The sequence below is a fragment of the Pseudomonas sp. NCIMB 10586 genome (assembly GCF_023127895.1).
GTDB lineage: Bacteria > Pseudomonadota > Gammaproteobacteria > Pseudomonadales > Pseudomonadaceae > Aquipseudomonas > Aquipseudomonas synxantha_A.
Map to the genome: position 1 here is coordinate 114239 of NZ_SPKQ01000047.1, position 18899 is coordinate 133137.

Sequence of the window (18899 nt, forward strand, 5' to 3'; positions counted from 1 at the left end):
AGACTTATGCCACAGCGGCCGTCATTGCGCTTTATCGTGGAGCCCGGTGCAGTACAGCACTAAAACGGTGCCAACGTACGTACCACGGTGCAAGAGCTGCACACATTTATGGCGTTAGTGTGAGGGTGGATGGTGAATCTACCCAATCAACGGGCTTTGCGCTTTGCGATTGCGGCTTGGCGCAGATGGCGTATCCCGGACAGTTTTTTGCGCATTTCGCGGTGGCGTTTGCTGTTGAGCAGCAGTAACCCCAACAGTGGAAAGAGTACAGCCGAGCCATAGACCAGCTTGTTGAGATCGTATTGAATCATTGGCAGTGCGAACAACAGACAAGCGCCCAAGTACGCCGCTACCAGCCGTGTAGCCCAGGGATAGCCGCGTGCGATCATGACGTTGCCAAAGACAAGCACTGCCACTAGCACCAGGATCGCGCCTACTGAATAGTTGGCCTTGAGCGCAGGATCAACACCGCGCAAATAGGTCACGCCAGCCATGGAAACCGCAGCCGAGCCGGAGAAGATCGCCATGAAAATCGTCCCCATGAATACGGGGAAATAGCGCGCCAGGAATCTGTTTATCGAAGGCGGCTCCTTCACATGCGACTACTCGATCTGACGGTTGATTTGACAGACTGCCGAATGCGACGGATTTCCACGAGTTTCGTGCGCATCTCTCGTTGAACCTTGCTATTAAGTGTCAATAATCCGAGCAATGGGAATAACAGCGCCAACCCATAAAGAACTTTGTGAGGCCGGAATTGAGCCATCGGAACGACAAACAGTAGACAGGCGACGTAGATACCGACCATTACCCACACCCAGGAGGGTCTGCCCCGCAAAATCATAAAGTTACTATGGACCGTCAACAGAATGAGCAGCGCCCCGACAGACATGATCTTGAGCCCCACTTGAGCCATCGGCGCATCACGAAAATAGGTGACGAACGCCAGCGCCACAGCCAACGCCAACGAAAAGTACGCAGCGAATACGCCGCCAATAAACGTCAGAAAGTAATGCCTGAAAAAGTCTCGCAGCGTCATTAACTCGCTCATTCGTTTATTTCCTCATACAACCCTATCGCGATGGTATTGACGTTCCCGGAGTACGCACTCCCGCCGAACCCAACACTTGCGCCTAGGACGTCTTTGATCTGGGTAGTTGTGCTGTGCTTGAGCTGCGTAGGGGTGAAACGCTTGGTGAGTTCGCCCGATGCCTGTCTCAATTTGAGCATCTTCGCGGTCAAGCTGGGATGGTTGATGCTCAGCAGCTCTTTCGTCAGCTTGGCTCTTTCCTGGCGATTCAAACCGCGAAGCACTTCACGCAGACTCTTGCCCGTCGATGCAGTGGCGGCCCTAACCAGCTTGACCGTCGTCAGGGCCGAGGCGCCCACGCCTGCCAGGGATACTGCGTCCAGCACAATGGAAGCATTCTGGTACCAGCCTTCACTGTCGAGCCGGTCTTTAACCTCAGGTTTAGCGACTTCCAGCGCTGTCCGGGCAATGCCGTTGAAACACTGAAGCGAACTTGCGCCGGCAGCCGCATACCCCACCACAACGATGACGGAACTGGCGCCGGCACTGAAAGGCACCAGAATTGTTCCACTGGCGATCGCAGCCCAACTGATGACAGCCCCAAAGCAGGAGACTCCGGTATTCACGGCTTCGCCAATCAGTCGCGATTCTCGAGGATTGCTCACGACATGTTGAGCAAACTGCGTTGGCGCAATGTACTTCTGCGCTTCACGCAAAATGATGCGCTTGGGCTTGATGCTGCAGATGGGCCTGAATTCGCGCAGGGTAATGACGTTGAAGTCGGCGTCGATGTATACGACGCCTGCGCCAACGATACCTGGATCGGCGTCGATGGCCGCAAACAGGCGCGGCAGGTTGATCTGGCTTTCGATGCGCTGGCGCGCCATGAACTGGGAGCGGTTGGAGTCCATGCCGATGCCGAGCAGGGGGTTGCCCATGGGGTGTTCTTCCTTGAAAGGGTGGAGACTGGACTGACGCTATCGGGAGCAAGCCCCCTCCCACATTTTGAATGTATTCACACATTAAAGTGTGGGAGGGGGCTTGCTCCCGATAGCGCTTTAATGGCCACCACCTTAACAAACAGGCTCCGAACCGCCTAGAAAGCAAAACGCCAGCACGAGGCTGGCGTTCTGCATATTCAAGCGATGATCAACGCGGCACTACCGGCTTGCGCGCAGGCTTGCCGCCCTTGCCCTTGGCCGCATCGGCACGCTCTTTGGCGGCCTGCTTGTTACGCGCCTGAGCAGCCGCCTTGGCTTGCTCACGCTTGTCCCACGGGTTGCTGCCGTCGCTGCCACGGGGCGGCAGGCCGGTGTGCTGGGTAAGGATCCTGGTGGTGGTTTCCTTGGCGACCTTGTGGCTGCCGGCCGGCGTCGAGTTCTTGCGACGGGCGCTCTGGTAGCTGTCGGTGGCCGGCTGGTGCAGCGGGATCAACTGGTCTTTACCCGGCCCGATCAGATCGGCGCGGCCCATGCGCGTCAGTGCTTCACGCAGCATTGGCCAGCCTTTCGGGTCGTGATAACGCAGGAACGCCTTGTGCAGACGGCGCTGCTCTTCGCTCTTGACGATGGTCACCGCGTCGCTCTTGTAGGTGACCTTGCGCAGCGGGTTCTTGCCCGAGTGGTACATCGCGGTGGCGGTGGCCATCGGCGACGGGTAGAACGCCTGCACCTGATCGGCACGGAAGCCGTTGCCCTTGAGCCACAGGGCCAGGTTCATCATGTCTTCATCGGTGGTACCCGGGTGGGCGGCGATGAAGTACGGGATCAGGTACTGCTCCTTGCCCGCTTCCTTGGTGTACTTCTCGAACATGCGCTTGAACTTGTCATAGCTGCCGATGCCCGGTTTCATCATCTGGTTGAGCGGGCCTTCCTCGGTGTGTTCCGGGGCGATCTTCAGGTAGCCACCCACGTGATGGGTCACCAGCTCTTTCACGTACTCAGGCGACTCGACGGCCAGGTCGTAGCGCAGGCCGGAAGCAATCAAAATCTTCTTCACACCCGGCAATGCACGGGCGCTGCGGTACAGCTGGATCAAGGAGGAGTGGTCGGTATTCAGGTTCGGGCAAATGCCGGGGAACACGCACGACGGCTTGCGGCACGCGGATTCGATTTCCGGGCTCTTGCAGGCAATGCGGTACATGTTCGCAGTAGGCCCGCCGAGATCGGAGATCACCCCGGTGAAGCCCGGCACCTTGTCACGGATTTCTTCGATTTCGCGAATGATCGACTCTTCGGAACGGTTCTGGATGATGCGGCCTTCGTGCTCGGTGATCGAGCAGAAGGTGCAGCCGCCGAAGCAGCCACGCATGATGTTTACCGAGAAGCGAATCATGTCGTAGGCCGGGATCTTCTCGTTGCCATACGCAGGGTGCGGCACGCGGGCGTAAGGCATACCGAACACGTAGTCCATTTCTTCAGTGGTCATGGGGATGGGCGGCGGGTTGAACCAAACGTCCACGTCACCATGCTTCTGCACCAGGGCGCGGGCGTTGCCTGGGTTGGTTTCCAGGTGCAGCACGCGGTTGGCGTGGGCGTAGAGCACCGCGTCACCGCGGACTTTTTCCACCGACGGCAGGCGGATCACAGTCTTGTCGCGGGTCATGCGCGGGCTGGCCAGGATCTGCACGACCTTGGCTTCTTCCGGGTCATCCACCGGACCTTTCTCTTGCTCGATGGCGCAGGCCTGGGTGTCCTGGGTGTTCACATACGGGTTGATGATCTTGTCGACCTTGCCCGGGCGGTCGATACGCGTGGAGTCCACTTCGTACCAGCCCGCGGGTGTATCACGGCGAATGAACGCGGTGCCGCGCACGTCGGTGATGTCTTCGATCTTGTGGCCCCACGACAGGCGCTGGGCGACTTCGACAATGGCGCGCTCGGCGTTGCCGTACAGCAGGATATCGGCGGTGGCGTCGATCAGGATCGAGTTGCGCACCCGGTCCTGCCAGTAGTCGTAGTGGGCGATGCGGCGCAGGGAAGCTTCGATGCCGCCAAGCACGATCGGCACGTTCTTGTAGGCTTCCTTGCAGCGCTGGCTGTACACCAGGCTGGCGCGGTCCGGGCGTTTGCCGGCCATGCCGCCTGGGGTGTAGGCGTCGTCGGAGCGGATTTTCTTGTCGGCGGTGTAGCGGTTGATCATCGAGTCCATGTTGCCGGCCGCGACGCCGAAGAACAGGTTCGGCTCGCCGAGCTTCATGAAGTCGTCTTTGGACTGCCAGTTCGGCTGGGCGATGATCCCGACGCGAAAGCCCTGGGACTCCAGCAGCCGGCCGATGATCGCCATGCCGAACGATGGGTGATCCACATACGCATCACCGGTGACGATGATGATGTCGCAGGAATCCCAGCCAAGCTGATCCATCTCCTCCCTGCTCATCGGCAGGAATGGCGCAGGACCGAAACATTCGGCCCAGTACTTGGGATAGTCAAATAACGGCTTGGCTGTTTTCATGACGGTGACCGGGGTTGAGATGAAAAATCGCGGGCGCGGAATATAGCACAAATTTTGACCAATTCCGACGGCAATGGTCGGCTTTTAGCCACACCGCGCCCGACGGTGCTTATAGCCCGGTTTTGCTGGGGGGGCGAGGCCCACATAGGCGCGCTGATCACGCGTCGTCATTGAGGGTGCAACTACCAGGCGTTTTCAGCGCACAGCTTTATGCACCTCTTCTTCTGGTACTGCCGGCCCTAATGTCGCTCAATCTTTCCAACAGAGCGCCTGCCACGCTGCTGTGCCAAGCGCTCTCTTCCCGAGCACACACCATGACCAACTCAGTCACCTTTGATGCAGAGCAACCTGCATTACTCACCAACGAAAGCTGGGCCGAACAACAGATCTTTCAACTGATACAGGAAAACGTAAATGCCTTCATGGGCAAAATGGGCGTGGACGAGCAAAAAGAATACCTGCGTCTGAGCAAGGATCTGGTGGAGCGCGAGCAAACCCTCGGCAACGCCCTCACAGATCTTTACAACGACTTGAGCCAGCAAATGGTCGACGCTCTGGACAGCGCGCTGAAGAGCAAAACCGGCACGGTCATCAACTCGCGTACCACTTACCTGAAGACGCGGATCCGGCAGCTACCGGCCTCCCAGGATGACCTCCCCGCCAACGACCGCCTGGGCAACAACGTGCGCATCTACAAAGAGGACCTGGGCATACGTGAGTACGAACGCTCGATCACCTTGCTGGAGGCGGCGTATCGCAACTTCGGGTTTACTGCGTATTTCTCCACCGAAGAACAACGCGCCAGCTCTATCAGCGGCAACGTCATCAGCGTCAAAGCGTTCGTGGCCGTCGCAAGGAGCGTGGACATCGGCACGCGCATCAGCGACTACATCGAAAAAGAGTTCAAGAAGCGTCTGTCCAATCCGCTATTCGGCCTGCAAAGCACCAAGCTGCTGGTCGCATTGAGGGACGCGTACCGCACCAATGAGTCCTGGAGTATCAGCGAATGGGAATTCAATGAACTTAAAGACTGGCTGTTCGACACCAGCGTGTATTGGGACCTCTACCAACTGGACGCCGGCGGCGAAAAGATTGCCCTGCCGTTCTTTACTCGTCGCTTTGACACGCCCGACGGCTCTTGCGTCTACAGCTACTTCCCGGACCGCCCCAATGGCGCGTTACGCCGACATGCCTCCAGGCAAGAAGCCGTGGACTCGCTGCAGGACCAGATCCGCAACGACGTGGGGCTGGCACACTTCAGTTGGTTCATGAAGGCCATCTCCCTGAACAATCAGGAAAAGCTGCGAGCCTTTATCAAACCGCTGAAGGTCAACCGGGACGAGCTCGCCTGGCATGCCAAAATCCTGTATGACCTGTTCGCCAGCAAGACCCCAAACAGACAAAAACTGGCGGTGGAAAAAATCGGCACGGACATCCGTTGCCTCGCCCACACCTTGCCGATCCACCAGGCGTGGCCGATACAATCGGACCTTATCCGACTGGCCCGCACCAATAAACTCGCCGACCAGGAGGCCGCCGTTGCGTTGGCCACCTATCTGGTCAGCGAAACCTTGTCGATGCTGCTGATCCCCCTCCCCGGCGGTGTGACGGGCTTGGGCAAAATCATGTTGGTCGCAATGCTGGGCGCCCTCGTCTATCAGACCTGGTCTGCCATTGCGGCGCTGCGCCGAGGCCAGCAGGCCGAGCTGGTGCAAGCTGTCGGCGACATCCTTGACCTGCTGGTGGGGCTGCGCTTGCAGGGGGCGGCAGCCAAGTTGTCTGCACGCCGCACCCGTCAGTTGATGAACGCGCTGGGTAACCCCAACTATGCTCTTGGCACGAACGGCAAGCCTGGGTTGTGGTTCATCAACGACTACACACAAATCGACCCCAACTACCTGTCGGGAGTTGAACAAAACCCTCAAGGCCTGTTTGAAAAGGACAACCGAAGCTACATCAACCTACAGGTCGACAACCAAACCAGATTCGCCCAGGTCACCCTCGAAAAAATCTCCGGGCGCTATCAACTGGACATGCACGGTTCTTCAAGCATTCAGCCCTACGTTACCTATTCAGCCAAGCATGACCGCTGGACACTCGACCCGATCGATACCCGTGCGCTGAACGAAGCCCAACTGTTGCAGCACATGATCTCGCCCAGCGAGCTGCCGCTGAGCCCGACAGCTTGTAAGCGCTCGCTGGATGTCGCGCGGGTGGATCGCCAGGATCTGCTGGATATCTGGTTCGATCGCCGGCGCGCGCCCGTCGCACTGACGCAGGCCATAGAGAATCAGCAACTGCGCGAAGGGCTCACCCAGTTACAAGCGGCGCTCAGGCAGAGCGATGGCCCGCTGCCGCCCATTGCCGATCAGGTCATGCCTGCGCTACTGGCCGACCTGGGCACCTGCACGATCAAACTGTATGCCCCTGACGGCAAAACCTTGCTGTCCAGCCACGCACCGGTGCTCGCGGGCAACACACAGCCCTTGGCCACAATCGAACTACGCCAGGACGGCCGCGATCGTTACCTGGCACTGGCATTTGGCTCGCCGGTGGGCTCGCTCATGCAACAGGTATTGCAGGAACATGAACGGCTCGTCCCCAATAGCAGGTTGGGTAAGACAGGCCACAGCAGTGAAGACCAACACCTGGCGATCCGATTACTTGAGCTGAGAAAAAAAATAGCGACACACCTTCAAGCACATCAAGCCGCTGTGTATGAGGCGTTACGCGACGGCCAACCGCGCGACCACCTGAATGCAAAAAATTCAGCAGCTCGGTTTGCACCCACGGCGCTGTCCGGCCAGCCCACCAGTGATGACCTGGCAATCGGCCTGTTGCGGCGTCGCTTTCCGGACCTTTCACGGGCAATGGCTGCAGACTTGCTGCGTCGTCATCCCTCATTACGCGACGTCGGCCTGTACTCCTTCCTGGAAGCTCCGGTACGCGAGGCCATTCACAAAAGTCTTCAACAAAGCATCATCACTGAAGCGCTCAACGCACTTTCGGACCCAAGCGGCCTCGGCCTCAACGCGCACAGTGAAGCCCTGTTCTGCAACCTGCTGACGCTCTTGCCAGGTTGGCCAAGCGATGTCGGCGTGCAGGTGTATCAAGGCTCTACCGATCAGACCGGGCGGACCATCCGTCGAGGATCCCTGCTGGACACCTATGGGAGCGAAGACGCAGACAGCTTCGTCATGTTGGTCAAGTCCGGCACTGAATATGCTGGCTACCGACCGGACAGTGGCGATCTGAAAACGGCGGCCGTCGGGGAAAACAGCTTACTCGGTGCCACCTTGCGCACTCTCACCGAAACCCAACGCAATGAGCTGGGCCTTGGTCGCCACGACACCGCCGTGCTGGCTCAGGACGTGCTTGAGCAAGCGCGCGTACAGCAGGCGCACCTGCCAGAATTCCTCACACAATCGCGGGAGTCGCCGCTATCGAACCAGAGCATCAGTGGTTTGCGGATACTCCACAAGCAGGTGCCGGACAATGCCGATGCAGACGGCGTTCATGCCCTGAGCGGGCGTCAATACGTGACGATCGACGGCGGCACCTATCAAGTCATGCTCGACCGCGATGCTTCCTCGGCGGCAGGCAAAGTCTGGCGCATCGTCAAACCTGGCGATCCCGTGGCGATGGACGCGGCTAACGTCTACAACAGCAGTCGCCTCGGTGCAAGCCACGCCATCAGGCGCAACGCCGCCAATGTCTGGGTCAGCGCCATCGTCGGCGCACCGGGGGGCGTACGAGGCGAGAGACATGACTGGTCGTTCTTCCGGCAATTGGCCGACAGTGCCAGCGCAGCCTTAAATCAACTGCGCAGCCCGCAGCGTCGGGTACACAGCTTGTTCCCGTCATTTGACGAAGGACAGATCAACGCGTTTATCCAGTCTCTTGGCAATGACATTGCTGGCGGGCTGGATAGACGAGAAGCCGAGTACAGAAACCTCAGCAGGGAGTTGAAGGCATGGCGACATGCAAACGCTTCCGAATCTACAAGCTGGGCCAAGCTTGCTACCGATGAGATCAAGCGCTGCTGGCGTCGTGAGACCGGGACATCATTCACAATGCCGTCAGGCACCTCCGCGCTTCCCGGGTTGAAAGCCGACTTCAGCCATGTGCGGGAGTTGGATCTTGTGTCGATTAACTGGTCGGATGCGACGGATACGTTCATGGGCAATTTCTCCAACCTGGAGCGACTGAGCATCACACACTCCAAGCTCGACAAACTCCCCACCGCGATCGGCAACATGAGTCAATTGACCACGCTGAACTTGAGTTCGAACCAGATCAGGCTGGATGTACCCAGTGCTGAAAAATTGGCCGGCCTTACCCAGCTTGAACATATCGATCTATCGGAAAACCCGCTGGGGATAACGCCCGACTTCAGCGGTATGTCGAAACTGCAAACACTGGACCTCAGCAATACAAAGATCGATCAGTGGCCCACCGGCCTACTGAGTCAGACCAACCTGAAAAGCCTCAACTTGCTCAATAACAAACTGCGTGCAGTTCCCGAAACCTACCTGAAACCGCCGGCCGACCAGTTGGAAACCATCGTCCGGATCAATAACGTCACCCAGCTACGAGGCAATGACTTTCCCTCTCAATACTGGAGAAAATTCGAAAGCTACTGGCGCAATCTGCATGAAAACCATCCGGACCTGATCAAAGACGCAATTGACAGCGCGTTTGACTCGGGTAACCCCAGGATAGAAAGGTATCAGCGGCTGTATCCGGGCAAGACCCTCAAGCAGGCTAGGGAGTTTCTTTGGAGCTTGCCCAAAGGAACAGTGGCGGCAGAGTTGGACAGACTCGAACTTGAGTTCCATAAGCTCCAAACCCAACTGGACGCCTGGGCGTTTTCAGGCGGTGTTCGCCGCCAGGGTTATGTTCGCTCTGGCCAACTCGCAACCAATGCAGTGACTTGGGACGATCGTAACATCGCCCTGGAACGCATTTTGAGTTGCTGGAGACAGGAAACACCGCAGATGCTGGCCAAGGATGGCACGCCGATTGGCCTGGAACTCGATCTCAGTGGCCTGAGGCTGCCGAGTCTGCCGGACCTGGACGTGGACTTCAGCCACGTAGGCTCACTCAAACTGAACAACATGTACCTAAGCGTTTCTCCAGAAAGCTTCCTGACACGATACCGACACGTACGCTGGCTCGACCTGGCAGATAATCAGCTCAGGGACCTTCCTCCAGCCTTGGGCGAAATGCATGGGCTCACCCGTTTATATCTGCAGAACAACCGGATTCGCCTGACCCCGGACACCGCCCGCATCCTGGCGGAACGCATCACGCTCAGAGGCCTCGTATTACAGGGAAACCAACAACTAGGCGTGACACCCGACTTCAGCCAGATGCCCGACATCCGCTCGATTGATCTGTCGGGTACAGGCATTGAGACATGGCCGACCGGCCTGGCAGAGCAACCGCTACTGGACACGATCGACCTGAGTGCCAATCAGATAACAGAGATTCCTGACTCCGTCATCGCGCCTACAGACGCGCTCCTGCCCCGTTCGGCACGGCTCAATAACTTGACCTCTGTTACCGGTAATCCGTTGTCCGATCAAACGTTGGCACGGGTCAGGCGTTACGCAGCCCGGTTGATCACAGCCGGACTCGCCGAAGTGGGGCAGCCAAACCGTTTAGTGGTCACATCCACGCTAAACAGACCGCCAGCACCCTTTAGAAATCGGGGCGACGAGTCGTTTCGACGCTTGACCAAGGGATTGGACTCAGCTCAGGTTTCGGCCAGGCGATCGCAATGGACTACGCTACGCGAACAGCAGGGGGCGGACCCCTTCTTCGACCTGCTCAAGCGTCTAGAGCAACTGGGTACGGGCCAGGAGGATCATCGGCGAAGAGTCTGGGAGTTGATCGACGCTATTACCGAAAACAGTTCGGAGTCCGAACAGTTGCGCAAAGAAATCTTCGATCGAGCCGGCGAACCTGCGTGCTGCGACCGAGCGGCCTTCTCGTTCGGCAACCTGGAAACCGCAGTCCTGGTATACAGGGCCCAAAGTCAGGCGATGGATCAGTCACAAGGCAAGCCGTTATCGGCATTGTCCAGAAGCCTGTTCCGATTGCATGAAGTGGACAAAATCGCCTCAGCCGACATCCTGCGCAGCGAAACGATTGTCAACGATCCGACGGTATCGGAAGAAGCGAAGCGCCCGCATCGCCTGCGCCTGGGCGAGGAGGTCGAGATCAGACTGGCTTATCGCTACGGCCTTAAAGACCGCCTCCAACTGCCCGGGCAGCCTCAGCGGACGGCATACACCCATATGGGTGGAGTCACACAGGGCATGCTAGACAGCGCCTATGAAAAAATAGTGGCACTGGATAATTCACCCGAGGAATTCCAGGCGCTGCTTTCCAGAGAGTTCTGGCAAGTCTATATAACCAACAAATATCAGGCGCAATTCGAAGCGCAGCGTCAGCCCTTTCAGGAACGACTTGAGGCACTACGCGATAGTCTTACCGCCGGTTTACTGTCGAAAGCGGCCTACAAGGAGCAAACCGATAGCCAGCAGGCCCTGCTTGCGATTGAAGAAGCCGAGCTGATCCAGACACTGACTCGACAAATCCTGGCCGAGTGACTCGGCCAACGGTTACTCGTCGTCGTCGAAGTTGTAACTGCCCGGCGCCAGGTTCTCGAAGCGCGTGTACTTACCGATGAACGCCAGGCGGATAAAGCCGATCGGGCCGTTACGCTGCTTGCCGATAATGATCTCGGCAATGCCCTTGTGTTCCGTTTCGGGGTGGTACACCTCGTCGCGGTACACGAACATGATCACGTCGGCGTCCTGCTCGATCGCTCCGGATTCACGCAAGTCGGAGTTCACCGGACGCTTGTTGGGGCGTTGTTCCAGGGAGCGGTTGAGCTGGGACAGCGCCACCACCGGGCAGTTGAATTCCTTGGCCAGGGCTTTGAGGGACCGGGAGATTTCGGAAATCTCGTTGGTACGGTTATCGCCGCTGGAACCGGGAATCTGCATCAACTGCAGGTAGTCGATCATGATCAGGGCGATATCGCCGTGTTCACGTACCAGGCGGCGGGTACGCGCACGCATCTCGGACGGGCTGATACCGGCCGTGTCGTCGATGAACAGCTTGCGGTCATTGAGCAGGTTGACCGCCGAGGTCAAGCGCGGCCAATCGTCGTCTTCCAACTGGCCGGAACGCACTTTGGTCTGATCGATACGACCCAGGGACGAAAGCATACGCATGATCAGCGATTCGCCTGGCATTTCGAGGGAGTACACCAATACCGCCTTGTCGCTGCGCAGTACGGCGTTTTCCACCAGGTTCATCGCAAAGGTGGTCTTACCCATGGACGGACGGCCGGCGACGATGATCAAGTCGGACGGCTGCAGGCCGCTGGTCTTTTCGTCGAGGTCGGTGTAGCCGGTGGAAATACCGGTAATGGCCGCGTCGGTGTTGAACAAGGTATCGATACGGTCGATAGCCTTGGTCAGCAGGTCGTTGACGCTGACCGGGCCGCCGGTTTTGGGCCGCGCTTCGGCGATCTGGAAGATCTGGCGTTCGGCTTCATCAAGGATCTCGGCGGCGGTACGGCCTTCCGGGTTGAAGGCGCTGTCGGCGATTTCGGTGCTGATGCCGATCAACTGGCGCAGGGTGGCGCGCTCGCGGACGATCTGCGCATAGGCCTTGATGTTGGCGACGGACGGCGTGTTTTTCGCCAGTTCACCGAGGTAGCCCAGCCCGCCAACCTGGGAGGTCTGGCCTTCCTTGTCCAGCTGCTCGGCCAGGGTCACCACGTCGATCGGTGAATTCTGGTCGGCCAGCTTGGCGATGGCGCGGAAGATCAGGCGGTGGTCATGGCGATAGAAGTCACCGTCCGAGACTTGATCCAGCACGCGTTCCCAGGCGTTGTTGTCCAGCATCAAGCCACCGAGCACGGCCTGTTCGGCCTCGATGGAATGCGGCGGCACCTTCAGGGCAGCGGTTTGCAGATCGTATTGCTCAGGAGCGGAGATTTCGTTCATGGCCACTTGGAATTTAAGGGTGTGTAGAAAAACAAAAGGCACGACCTGTAAACAGGATCGTGCCCGATGTTAACCGGCTGACACGCGAGGTGCCAGTCAGTTAGGTGCGACTTAAGCTGCTACCACGACAACGCGTACGGTGGCTTCAACTTCGGCGTGCAGGTGCACGGCTACGTCGAATTCGCCTACGTTGCGGATGGTGCCGTTCGGCAGACGAACTTCGCTCTTCTGCACTTCAACGCCGGAGGCGGTCAGTGCATCAGCGATGTCGTGGGTGCCGATCGAACCGAACAGCTTGCCTTCGTCACCGGCGGTGGCAGTGATAGTCACTTCCAGCTCAGCCAGTTGGGCAGCGCGAGTTTCGGCCGAAGCTTTTTTGTCTGCTGCGGCTTTTTCCAGCTCAGCACGACGCTCTTCAAACGCAGCCAGGTTGGCAGCGGTTGCAGCGGTGGCTTTGCCGTATGGCAGCAGGTAGTTACGACCGTAGCCGGCCTTAACGTTCACTTTGTCGCCCAGGTTGCCCAGGTTGGCGACTTTTTCCAGAAGGATCAGTTGCATGTGAAAATCCTCTAACTTTTAACCTTCACCGTTCGCGCTATCGGCATCTTTCGACGCCAGACGTCCGCGAAAATCAATCAGGCCGTCGACAATGGCCAGAACCACGAGTAACGGATAGATCAGCTGCATGAACAGCAACAGCGTGACGTACAACCCCACCAGCCAGAACCTGGCCAGGCGCTTTCGCGCAACCAGCCCGTGAATCAGGGCCAGCCCGGCAAACACCAGCGGTACGCTGCAAATCGGCGCCAGCAAGGCCATCTGTGGACCGAAGTTCGGTCCGACAACCATGCACGCCAGCAGCAACATCGCCGGCCCCGCAGGGATTCTGATACTGCGAAACTCGCGACCAAAACCACCCGGGTTGTACAACAACGCCTGCCAATAACGCCCAAGAATCAGGCTCAGCACGCTGACGACCTGCAACAATGCCGCAATCAGGCCGGTCAGGACCGGGGCAATCAGTGACGCAAACCGCGCTCGCTCATCTACCGACAACTGCTGGTAGAGATCCCCGAGAGCCAGTGGCAGGATCTTGACGATCTCCTGCGACAGCGCCTCGATTTGCGGGCGGAAAGCCGCGCCAAGCATCACTGAGTACACCAACCCCAATGCCACGCTGACCAGCAGCGTACGGACCCAGGACTCACTTGCGCGCAGAACCAACGCAAGGCTCGATGACCCCAGCAGTACCAGAAGTACCCGTGGATCACCCATTTGCAGCCACCAGATCAAGGCCGGCAACAAACCCAGGGCAAGAACGCCAAGGGCGTCCTTCAAACCGCGCCGCAGCAGCACAAGGCAACCTGCGGCAGCACCCAACCAATAAAGCAACGGCAATGCCGCACAGCCAGCCACTACCAGAGTGGCCTGCACGCGACCGCGCATGATGAACTCAGCTAAGGCGCGCATGCATTCAATCCCTTACTACTTGTCGACTGCCCGGTCTCAGCGGCCGTGGCTGTCGGTGTAGGCCAGCAGGGCCAGGAAGCGGGCGCGCTTGATAGCGGTGGCCAGCTGACGCTGATAACGTGCTTTGGTACCGGTGATACGGCTTGGAACGATTTTGCCGGTCTCGGATACGTAAGCTTTCAGAGTGTTGAGATCTTTGTAATCGATCTCTTTCACGTCTTCAGCGGTGAAGCGGCAGAATTTACGACGACGGAAGAAACGTGCCATTTGATAGGCTCCTTAATAAGGTCCGTGGATTACTCGTCAGCGTTATCGCTGTTGTCACTGTCATCAGCGCTATCATCAGCGCCTTCTTCAGGACGGTCGCGACGCTCACGGCGCTCACTGCGGTTTTCTTCAGCCTTGAGCATCTCGGATTGGCCGGTAACGGCTTCTTCGCGACGGATGACCAGGTTACGGATCACTGCATCGTTGTAGCGGAAGTTGTCTTCCAGCTCGGCCAGGGCCTTGCCAGTGCACTCAACGTTCAGCATCACGTAGTGAGCCTTGTGAACATTGTTGATTGCGTAGGCCAGTTGACGACGGCCCCAATCTTCCAGACGGTGGATTTTGCCGCCGTCTTCTTCGATCAGCTTGGTGTAACGCTCAACCATGCCGCCGACTTGCTCGCTTTGATCCGGGTGGACCAAAAAGATGATTTCGTAATGACGCATGAATGCTCCTTACGGGTTGTAGCCTGCCGCTCAAAAACGGTCAGACAAGGAGTGAATGACACTTATGGATCTTGCCGTAGGGGAGGCACATCGGTGCCTGCCAGGAAGGCAAGGGGCGCAATTGTAGAGAAGGGGGAGAAGCGGCGCAAGGTGATTGGTGATTATTTGAACAACTTTCCAAACACCACAAAATTAAATGTGGGAGGGGGCTTGCTCCCGATTGCGAGAGTTCAGTCACATCATCTGTAACTGACCCACCGCTATCGGGAGCAAGCCCCCTCCCACATTTTGGTTCTGTGCCAGGCTCGGGATTACTTCTTGGCTTTGACCTTGACACCACGCTGACGCTGGGCTTCAAACAGGCACACGCCCGTCGCCACCGATACGTTCAGGCTGCTGACGCTACCGGCCATCGGCAAGTGCACCAGATAATCGCAATGCTCACGGGTCAAACGACGCATGCCTTTGCCTTCGGCGCCCATGATCAGGATGGTCGGGCCGGTCAAGTCCTGGTCATAAATGCTGACCTCGGCCTCGCCTGCCGTACCCACGACCCACAGGCCGCGCTGCTGGAGTTTCTCCAGGGTGCGCGCCAGGTTGGTCACGGCCACCAGCGGAATCACTTCTGCCGCGCCGCAAGCCACTTTGCGCACCACCGGCGTCAAGGTTGCAGACTTGTCTTTAGGCACGATCACTGCAAGCGCGCCGGCAGCATCTGCCGAACGCAGGCAGGCGCCGAGGTTGTGCGGGTCGGTCACGCCGTCCAGTACCAGCAACAGAGGCGCGCCTTCGGTACGGTCGAGCAGCTCGTCGAGCATCGCCTCGCCCCATACCTGGCTCGGGCTGACGTCCGCGACCACGCCCTGGTGTACACCTTCAACCCACACGTCCATTTCACGACGCTCGGCCTGGCCGATGGCAACCTTGTTTTGGGTGGCCAGTTCGACCAGCGCCTGCACACGCGGCTCACTGCGGCCTTCGGCCAACCAAACCTGCTTGACCCGCTTGGGGTGATGACGCAGCAGTGCTTCTACGGCGTGCACGCCGTAGATTTTTTCCAGACTCATGACTTGGCCTTAGGTTTGCGCGACCCGCCGCTTTTCGCGGGGGCAGAGCCCGCTTTGGGCGGGCCTTTACGATGTTTACTTGGCTTGCTCGACGGTTTTTCCGCCCCTTGGGACTTTCCCCCAGACGCCGCTTTACCACCACTTTTGGCTTTGTTGAGCAGCTGCTGCTTCAACTCGCGGCTCTTGCGCAGCTCGGCGTTTTTCGCCGCAGCATCGCTTGGGCGGTAGGCTTCAGGAGCCTTTTCCTTGGCGGAAGAGCGACGCCCCGACTTGGCAGGTGCAGGCTCGGCAGCCGTCTTCGCGCCAGTGGCCTTGCCTTTGGAAGCCGGCGCTGCGGTTTCGCTGCCACGCTTTTTGCGGCCAGCCGGCTCAGCGGGCTTGTCAGGCATACCGAAGTCGATCTTGCGTTCGTCCAGATCGACGCGCATGACCTGCACTTCGACGGTATCGCCCAAGCGGAAGCTGCGACCGGTGCGCTCGCCCGCCAGACGGTGGTGCACAGGATCGAAGTGGTAGTAGTCACCCGGCAAGGCGGTGACATGCACCAGGCCCTCGACGTAGATGTCGGTCAGTTCCACGAACAGACCAAAGCCCGTCACAGCAGTGATCACGCCCGGGAACGATTCGCCCACGCGATCCTTCATGAACTCGCACTTGAGCCAGTTCACTACGTCGCGGGTGGCTTCGTCGGCGCGGCGCTCGCTCATGGAGCACTGCTCGCCCAACTGCTCCAGGGCCGCCTCGTCGTACGGATAGATCCGCGCCTTCGGAATGGTCATGGCACCGGCGCGCTTGACGTGCGGGGTGTTCTGCCTGGAGTGGATCACGCTGCGGATCGCCCGGTGCGTGAGCAAATCCGGGTAACGACGGATCGGCGACGTGAAGTGGGTGTACGCCTCGTAGTTGAGGCCAAAGTGGCCCTGGTTATCGGCGCTGTACACCGCCTGGCTCAGGGAGCGCAGCATCACGGTCTGAATCACGTGGTAATCCGGACGATCCTTGATGCTGGCCAGCAAAGCCTGGTAATCCTTTGGCGTCGGGCCGTCCTTGCCTTTATGCAGGGACAGGCCAAGCTCACCAAGGAAGGCGCGCAGTTTTTCCAGACGTTCCGGCGGCGGGCCGTCGTGGACGCGGTACAGCGCAGGAATTTCGTGCTTCTTCAGGAACTCGGCAGTGGCCACGTTGGCCGCCAGCATGCATTCCTCAATCAACTTGTGCGCGTCGTTACGGGTGGTCGGGGTGATAGCGGCGATCTTGCGCTCGGAACCGAAAACAATCCGGGTTTCCTGGGTTTCAAAATCGATCGCGCCACGGGTATGACGGGCGCCCAGCAGCACCTTGTACAGCGAGTACAATTGCTTGAGGTGTGGGACCACGCCAGCGTACTCGGTACGCAGGGCCTTGGCTTCGCTGGTCTTCGGTGTTTCCAGAATGGTGCTGACCTTGTTGTAGGTCAGGCGTGCCTGGGAGTGAATCACCGCTTCGTAGAACTGGTAGTCGGTCATTTCGCCGGTTTTGGAGATGGTCATCTCGCACACCATGGCCAAACGGTCGACTTTCGGGTTCAGGGAGCACAGGCCGTTGGACAGCTGCTCAGGCAGCATCGGGATCACGCGCTCAGGGAAGTACACGGAGTTGCCGCGCACCTGGGCTTCGTTATCCAGGGCCGAACCGATCTTCACGTAGCTGGACACGTCGGCAATCGCGACGTACAGCTTCCAGCCGCCGGAGAACAGGCGCAGCTTGCCAGGCTTGGCTTCGCAGTAGACCGCATCGTCGAAGTCGCGGGCATCTTCGCCGTCAATGGTGACGAACGGCAGATGACGCAGGTCGATGCGTTTTTCTTTGTCTTTCTCTTCGACTTCCGGCTTGAGCTTGGCGGCTTCCTTGAGCACGGCATCAGGCCAGACGTGAGGAATATCGTAGGTGCGCAGCGCAACGTCGATTTCCATGCCGGGCGCCATGTAGTTGCCGACCACTTCAACGATATCGCCCTGGGGCTGGAAGCGCGCCGTTGGCCAATGGGTGATTTTCACCTCGACGAACTGGCCGACCTTGGCGGCACCGTTGCGGCCGGGGGTGATCAGCACTTCCTGCTGCACCTTCGGGTTATCCGGAACCACAAAGCCGATGCCGCCTTCTTCGAAGTAACGGCCGACGATGGACTCGTGGGCACGGGACACCACTTCGACGATCACGCCTTCGCGACGACCGCGACGGTCCAGGCCGGAAACCCGCGCCAGGGCGCGGTCGCCATCGAACACCAGGCGCATTTGCGCCGGGCTCATGAACAGATCGTCACTGCCGTCATCCGGGATCAGGAAGCCGAAACCGTCACGATGGCCGGCAATGCGGCCCAGGATCAGGTCGAGCTTGTCTACCGGCGCGTAAGTGCCACGACGGGTGTAGATCAATTGAGCATCGCGCTCCATCGCACGCAGACGGCGGCGCAGGGCTTCGAGCTGGTCTTCGGTGGTCAGACCGAATTCTTCGACCAACTGCTCGCGGCTAGCAGGCGAACCACGATCGGCGAGGTGCGCCAGGATCAGTTCGCGGCTAGGAATAGGGTTTTCATATTTTTCCGCTTCACGAGCGGCCTCGGGATCGAGGGACTGCCAATCGGCCATTAGAGAGTTTTCACCTTGTCTATATGTGGGTTAGTTTGGCATACGCGTATTGAAACGGGAAATTTCAGGTATCAACAAGCGTTTAAAAGACCTTTACGCCCCCCCACCGCGCACCTTGCACGACCACTGGCGAAATTTTCCAGGGTTTTTTCATGGCAGGGGTTTACAGCTCAAATATCGCTCCGTATAGTGCGCGCCATCGACGACGGCAACGTTGTCAGATAATGCCCAGGTGGTGAAATTGGTAGACACGCCAGCTTCAGGTGCTGGTGATCGCAAGGTCGTGGAAGTTCGAGTCTTCTCCTGGGCACCAAATTCAGATCAAACCCGCGAAAGCGGGTTTTTTCGTTTCAGACCTTTGATTTTTAACGGAAAAATTGATTTATATTTTTCGAATCAGGGGTTTACAGATCAAAAAGCCCGCCGTATAGTTCGCCCCATCAACAGCGGCAACGTTGTTAGATAATGCCCAGGTGGTGAAATTGGTAGACACGCCAGCTTCAGGTGCTGGT

12 protein-coding genes and 1 tRNA gene are annotated in these 18899 nt (G+C 58.5%); 2 read left to right on the forward strand and 11 right to left on the reverse strand.

The window, feature by feature from the left end; translation table 11 throughout:
• Positions 1-146 precede the first annotated feature (146 nt).
• The 4 genes from E4P01_RS22740 to E4P01_RS22755 form a co-directional block, all read right to left on the reverse strand.
• The gene (locus E4P01_RS22740; RefSeq protein ID WP_228309281.1) at positions 147-527 is read right to left on the reverse strand and encodes a hypothetical protein; all 381 of its coding nucleotides are present in this window, start codon (positions 525-527) and stop codon (positions 147-149) included.
• A 65-nt stretch (positions 528-592) separates the two neighbouring features.
• On the reverse strand, positions 593-1051 hold the full coding sequence (locus E4P01_RS22745; protein WP_032878185.1) for a hypothetical protein: 459 nt from the start codon (positions 1049-1051) through the stop codon (positions 593-595).
• A complete protein-coding gene (locus E4P01_RS22750) occupies positions 1048-1968 on the reverse strand; it encodes an NAD synthetase (RefSeq protein ID WP_216090661.1) in 921 nt (306 codons plus the stop codon). Before E4P01_RS22750 ends, E4P01_RS22745 begins: the two co-directional genes overlap by 4 nt.
• Positions 1969-2179: 211 nt before the next feature.
• The gene (locus E4P01_RS22755; protein ID WP_248130141.1) at positions 2180-4483 is read right to left on the reverse strand and encodes a YgiQ family radical SAM protein; all 2304 of its coding nucleotides are present in this window, start codon (positions 4481-4483) and stop codon (positions 2180-2182) included.
• 314 nt (positions 4484-4797) lie between these two features.
• Here E4P01_RS22755 and E4P01_RS22760 point away from each other — a divergent pair, with 314 nt between their 5' ends.
• Complete coding sequence (locus E4P01_RS22760) at positions 4798-11100, forward strand: NEL-type E3 ubiquitin ligase domain-containing protein (protein ID WP_216090660.1); 6303 nt, start codon at positions 4798-4800, stop codon at positions 11098-11100.
• A gap of 12 nt (positions 11101-11112) precedes the next feature.
• Here the strand turns inward: E4P01_RS22760 and dnaB are convergent, their stop codons facing one another.
• The 7 genes from dnaB to rnr all read right to left on the reverse strand — a co-directional run bounded on the left by dnaB (position 11113) and on the right by rnr (position 18387).
• Positions 11113-12510 carry a replicative DNA helicase gene (gene dnaB, locus E4P01_RS22765; RefSeq protein ID WP_003188079.1) on the reverse strand — a complete coding sequence of 466 codons (1398 nt, stop codon included), beginning with the start codon at positions 12508-12510 and terminating at the stop codon, positions 11113-11115.
• A gap of 111 nt (positions 12511-12621) precedes the next feature.
• Positions 12622-13068: a 50S ribosomal protein L9 gene (rplI, locus tag E4P01_RS22770; RefSeq protein WP_003171376.1), complete on the reverse strand. Its 447-nt coding sequence runs from the start codon at positions 13066-13068 to the stop codon at positions 12622-12624.
• A gap of 18 nt (positions 13069-13086) precedes the next feature.
• Positions 13087-13980 (reverse strand): hypothetical protein, encoded by an 894-nt coding sequence (locus E4P01_RS22775; RefSeq protein ID WP_005784252.1) that lies wholly within the window; start codon positions 13978-13980, stop codon positions 13087-13089.
• A gap of 36 nt (positions 13981-14016) precedes the next feature.
• Positions 14017-14247, reverse strand: a complete 231-nt coding sequence (gene rpsR, locus E4P01_RS22780) for a 30S ribosomal protein S18 (RefSeq protein ID WP_002551829.1) — start codon at positions 14245-14247, stop codon at positions 14017-14019.
• A 29-nt stretch (positions 14248-14276) separates the two neighbouring features.
• Complete coding sequence (rpsF, locus tag E4P01_RS22785; RefSeq protein WP_005784250.1) at positions 14277-14693, reverse strand: 30S ribosomal protein S6; 417 nt, start codon at positions 14691-14693, stop codon at positions 14277-14279.
• A 311-nt stretch (positions 14694-15004) separates the two neighbouring features.
• Positions 15005-15760 (reverse strand): 23S rRNA (guanosine(2251)-2'-O)-methyltransferase RlmB, encoded by a 756-nt coding sequence (gene rlmB / locus E4P01_RS22790; protein WP_032878190.1) that lies wholly within the window; start codon positions 15758-15760, stop codon positions 15005-15007.
• Positions 15757-18387, reverse strand: a complete 2631-nt coding sequence (gene rnr, locus E4P01_RS22795) for a ribonuclease R (RefSeq protein WP_248130142.1) — start codon at positions 18385-18387, stop codon at positions 15757-15759. Before rnr ends, rlmB begins: the two co-directional genes overlap by 4 nt.
• A gap of 226 nt (positions 18388-18613) precedes the next feature.
• On the opposite strand from rnr, the gene E4P01_RS22800 reads away from it, so the two are divergent.
• Positions 18614-18700, forward strand: a tRNA-Leu gene (locus E4P01_RS22800).
• The last annotated feature ends 199 nt before the right edge of the window (positions 18701-18899 follow it).

Excerpts from the sequence above, each read along its gene's own strand:
- rpsF (WP_005784250.1), bottom strand. The coding sequence starts at position 14,693 with ATGCGTCATTACGAAATCATCTTTTTGGTCCACCCGGATCAAAGCGAG.
- rnr (WP_248130142.1), bottom strand. The coding sequence starts at position 18,387 with ATGGCCGATTGGCAGTCCCTCGATCCCGAGGCCGCTCGTGAAGCGGAA.
- rlmB (WP_032878190.1), bottom strand. The coding sequence starts at position 15,760 with ATGAGTCTGGAAAAAATCTACGGCGTGCACGCCGTAGAAGCACTGCTG.
- rpsR (WP_002551829.1), bottom strand. The coding sequence starts at position 14,247 with ATGGCACGTTTCTTCCGTCGTCGTAAATTCTGCCGCTTCACCGCTGAA.
- rplI (WP_003171376.1), bottom strand. The coding sequence starts at position 13,068 with ATGCAACTGATCCTTCTGGAAAAAGTCGCCAACCTGGGCAACCTGGGC.
- E4P01_RS22740 (WP_228309281.1), bottom strand. The coding sequence starts at position 527 with ATGGCGATCTTCTCCGGCTCGGCTGCGGTTTCCATGGCTGGCGTGACC.
- E4P01_RS22775 (WP_005784252.1), bottom strand. The coding sequence starts at position 13,980 with ATGCGCGCCTTAGCTGAGTTCATCATGCGCGGTCGCGTGCAGGCCACT.
- dnaB (WP_003188079.1), bottom strand. The coding sequence starts at position 12,510 with ATGAACGAAATCTCCGCTCCTGAGCAATACGATCTGCAAACCGCTGCC.
- E4P01_RS22760 (WP_216090660.1), top strand. The coding sequence starts at position 4,798 with ATGACCAACTCAGTCACCTTTGATGCAGAGCAACCTGCATTACTCACC.
- E4P01_RS22745 (WP_032878185.1), bottom strand. The coding sequence starts at position 1,051 with ATGAGCGAGTTAATGACGCTGCGAGACTTTTTCAGGCATTACTTTCTG.
- E4P01_RS22755 (WP_248130141.1), bottom strand. The coding sequence starts at position 4,483 with ATGAAAACAGCCAAGCCGTTATTTGACTATCCCAAGTACTGGGCCGAA.
- E4P01_RS22750 (WP_216090661.1), bottom strand. The coding sequence starts at position 1,968 with ATGGGCAACCCCCTGCTCGGCATCGGCATGGACTCCAACCGCTCCCAG.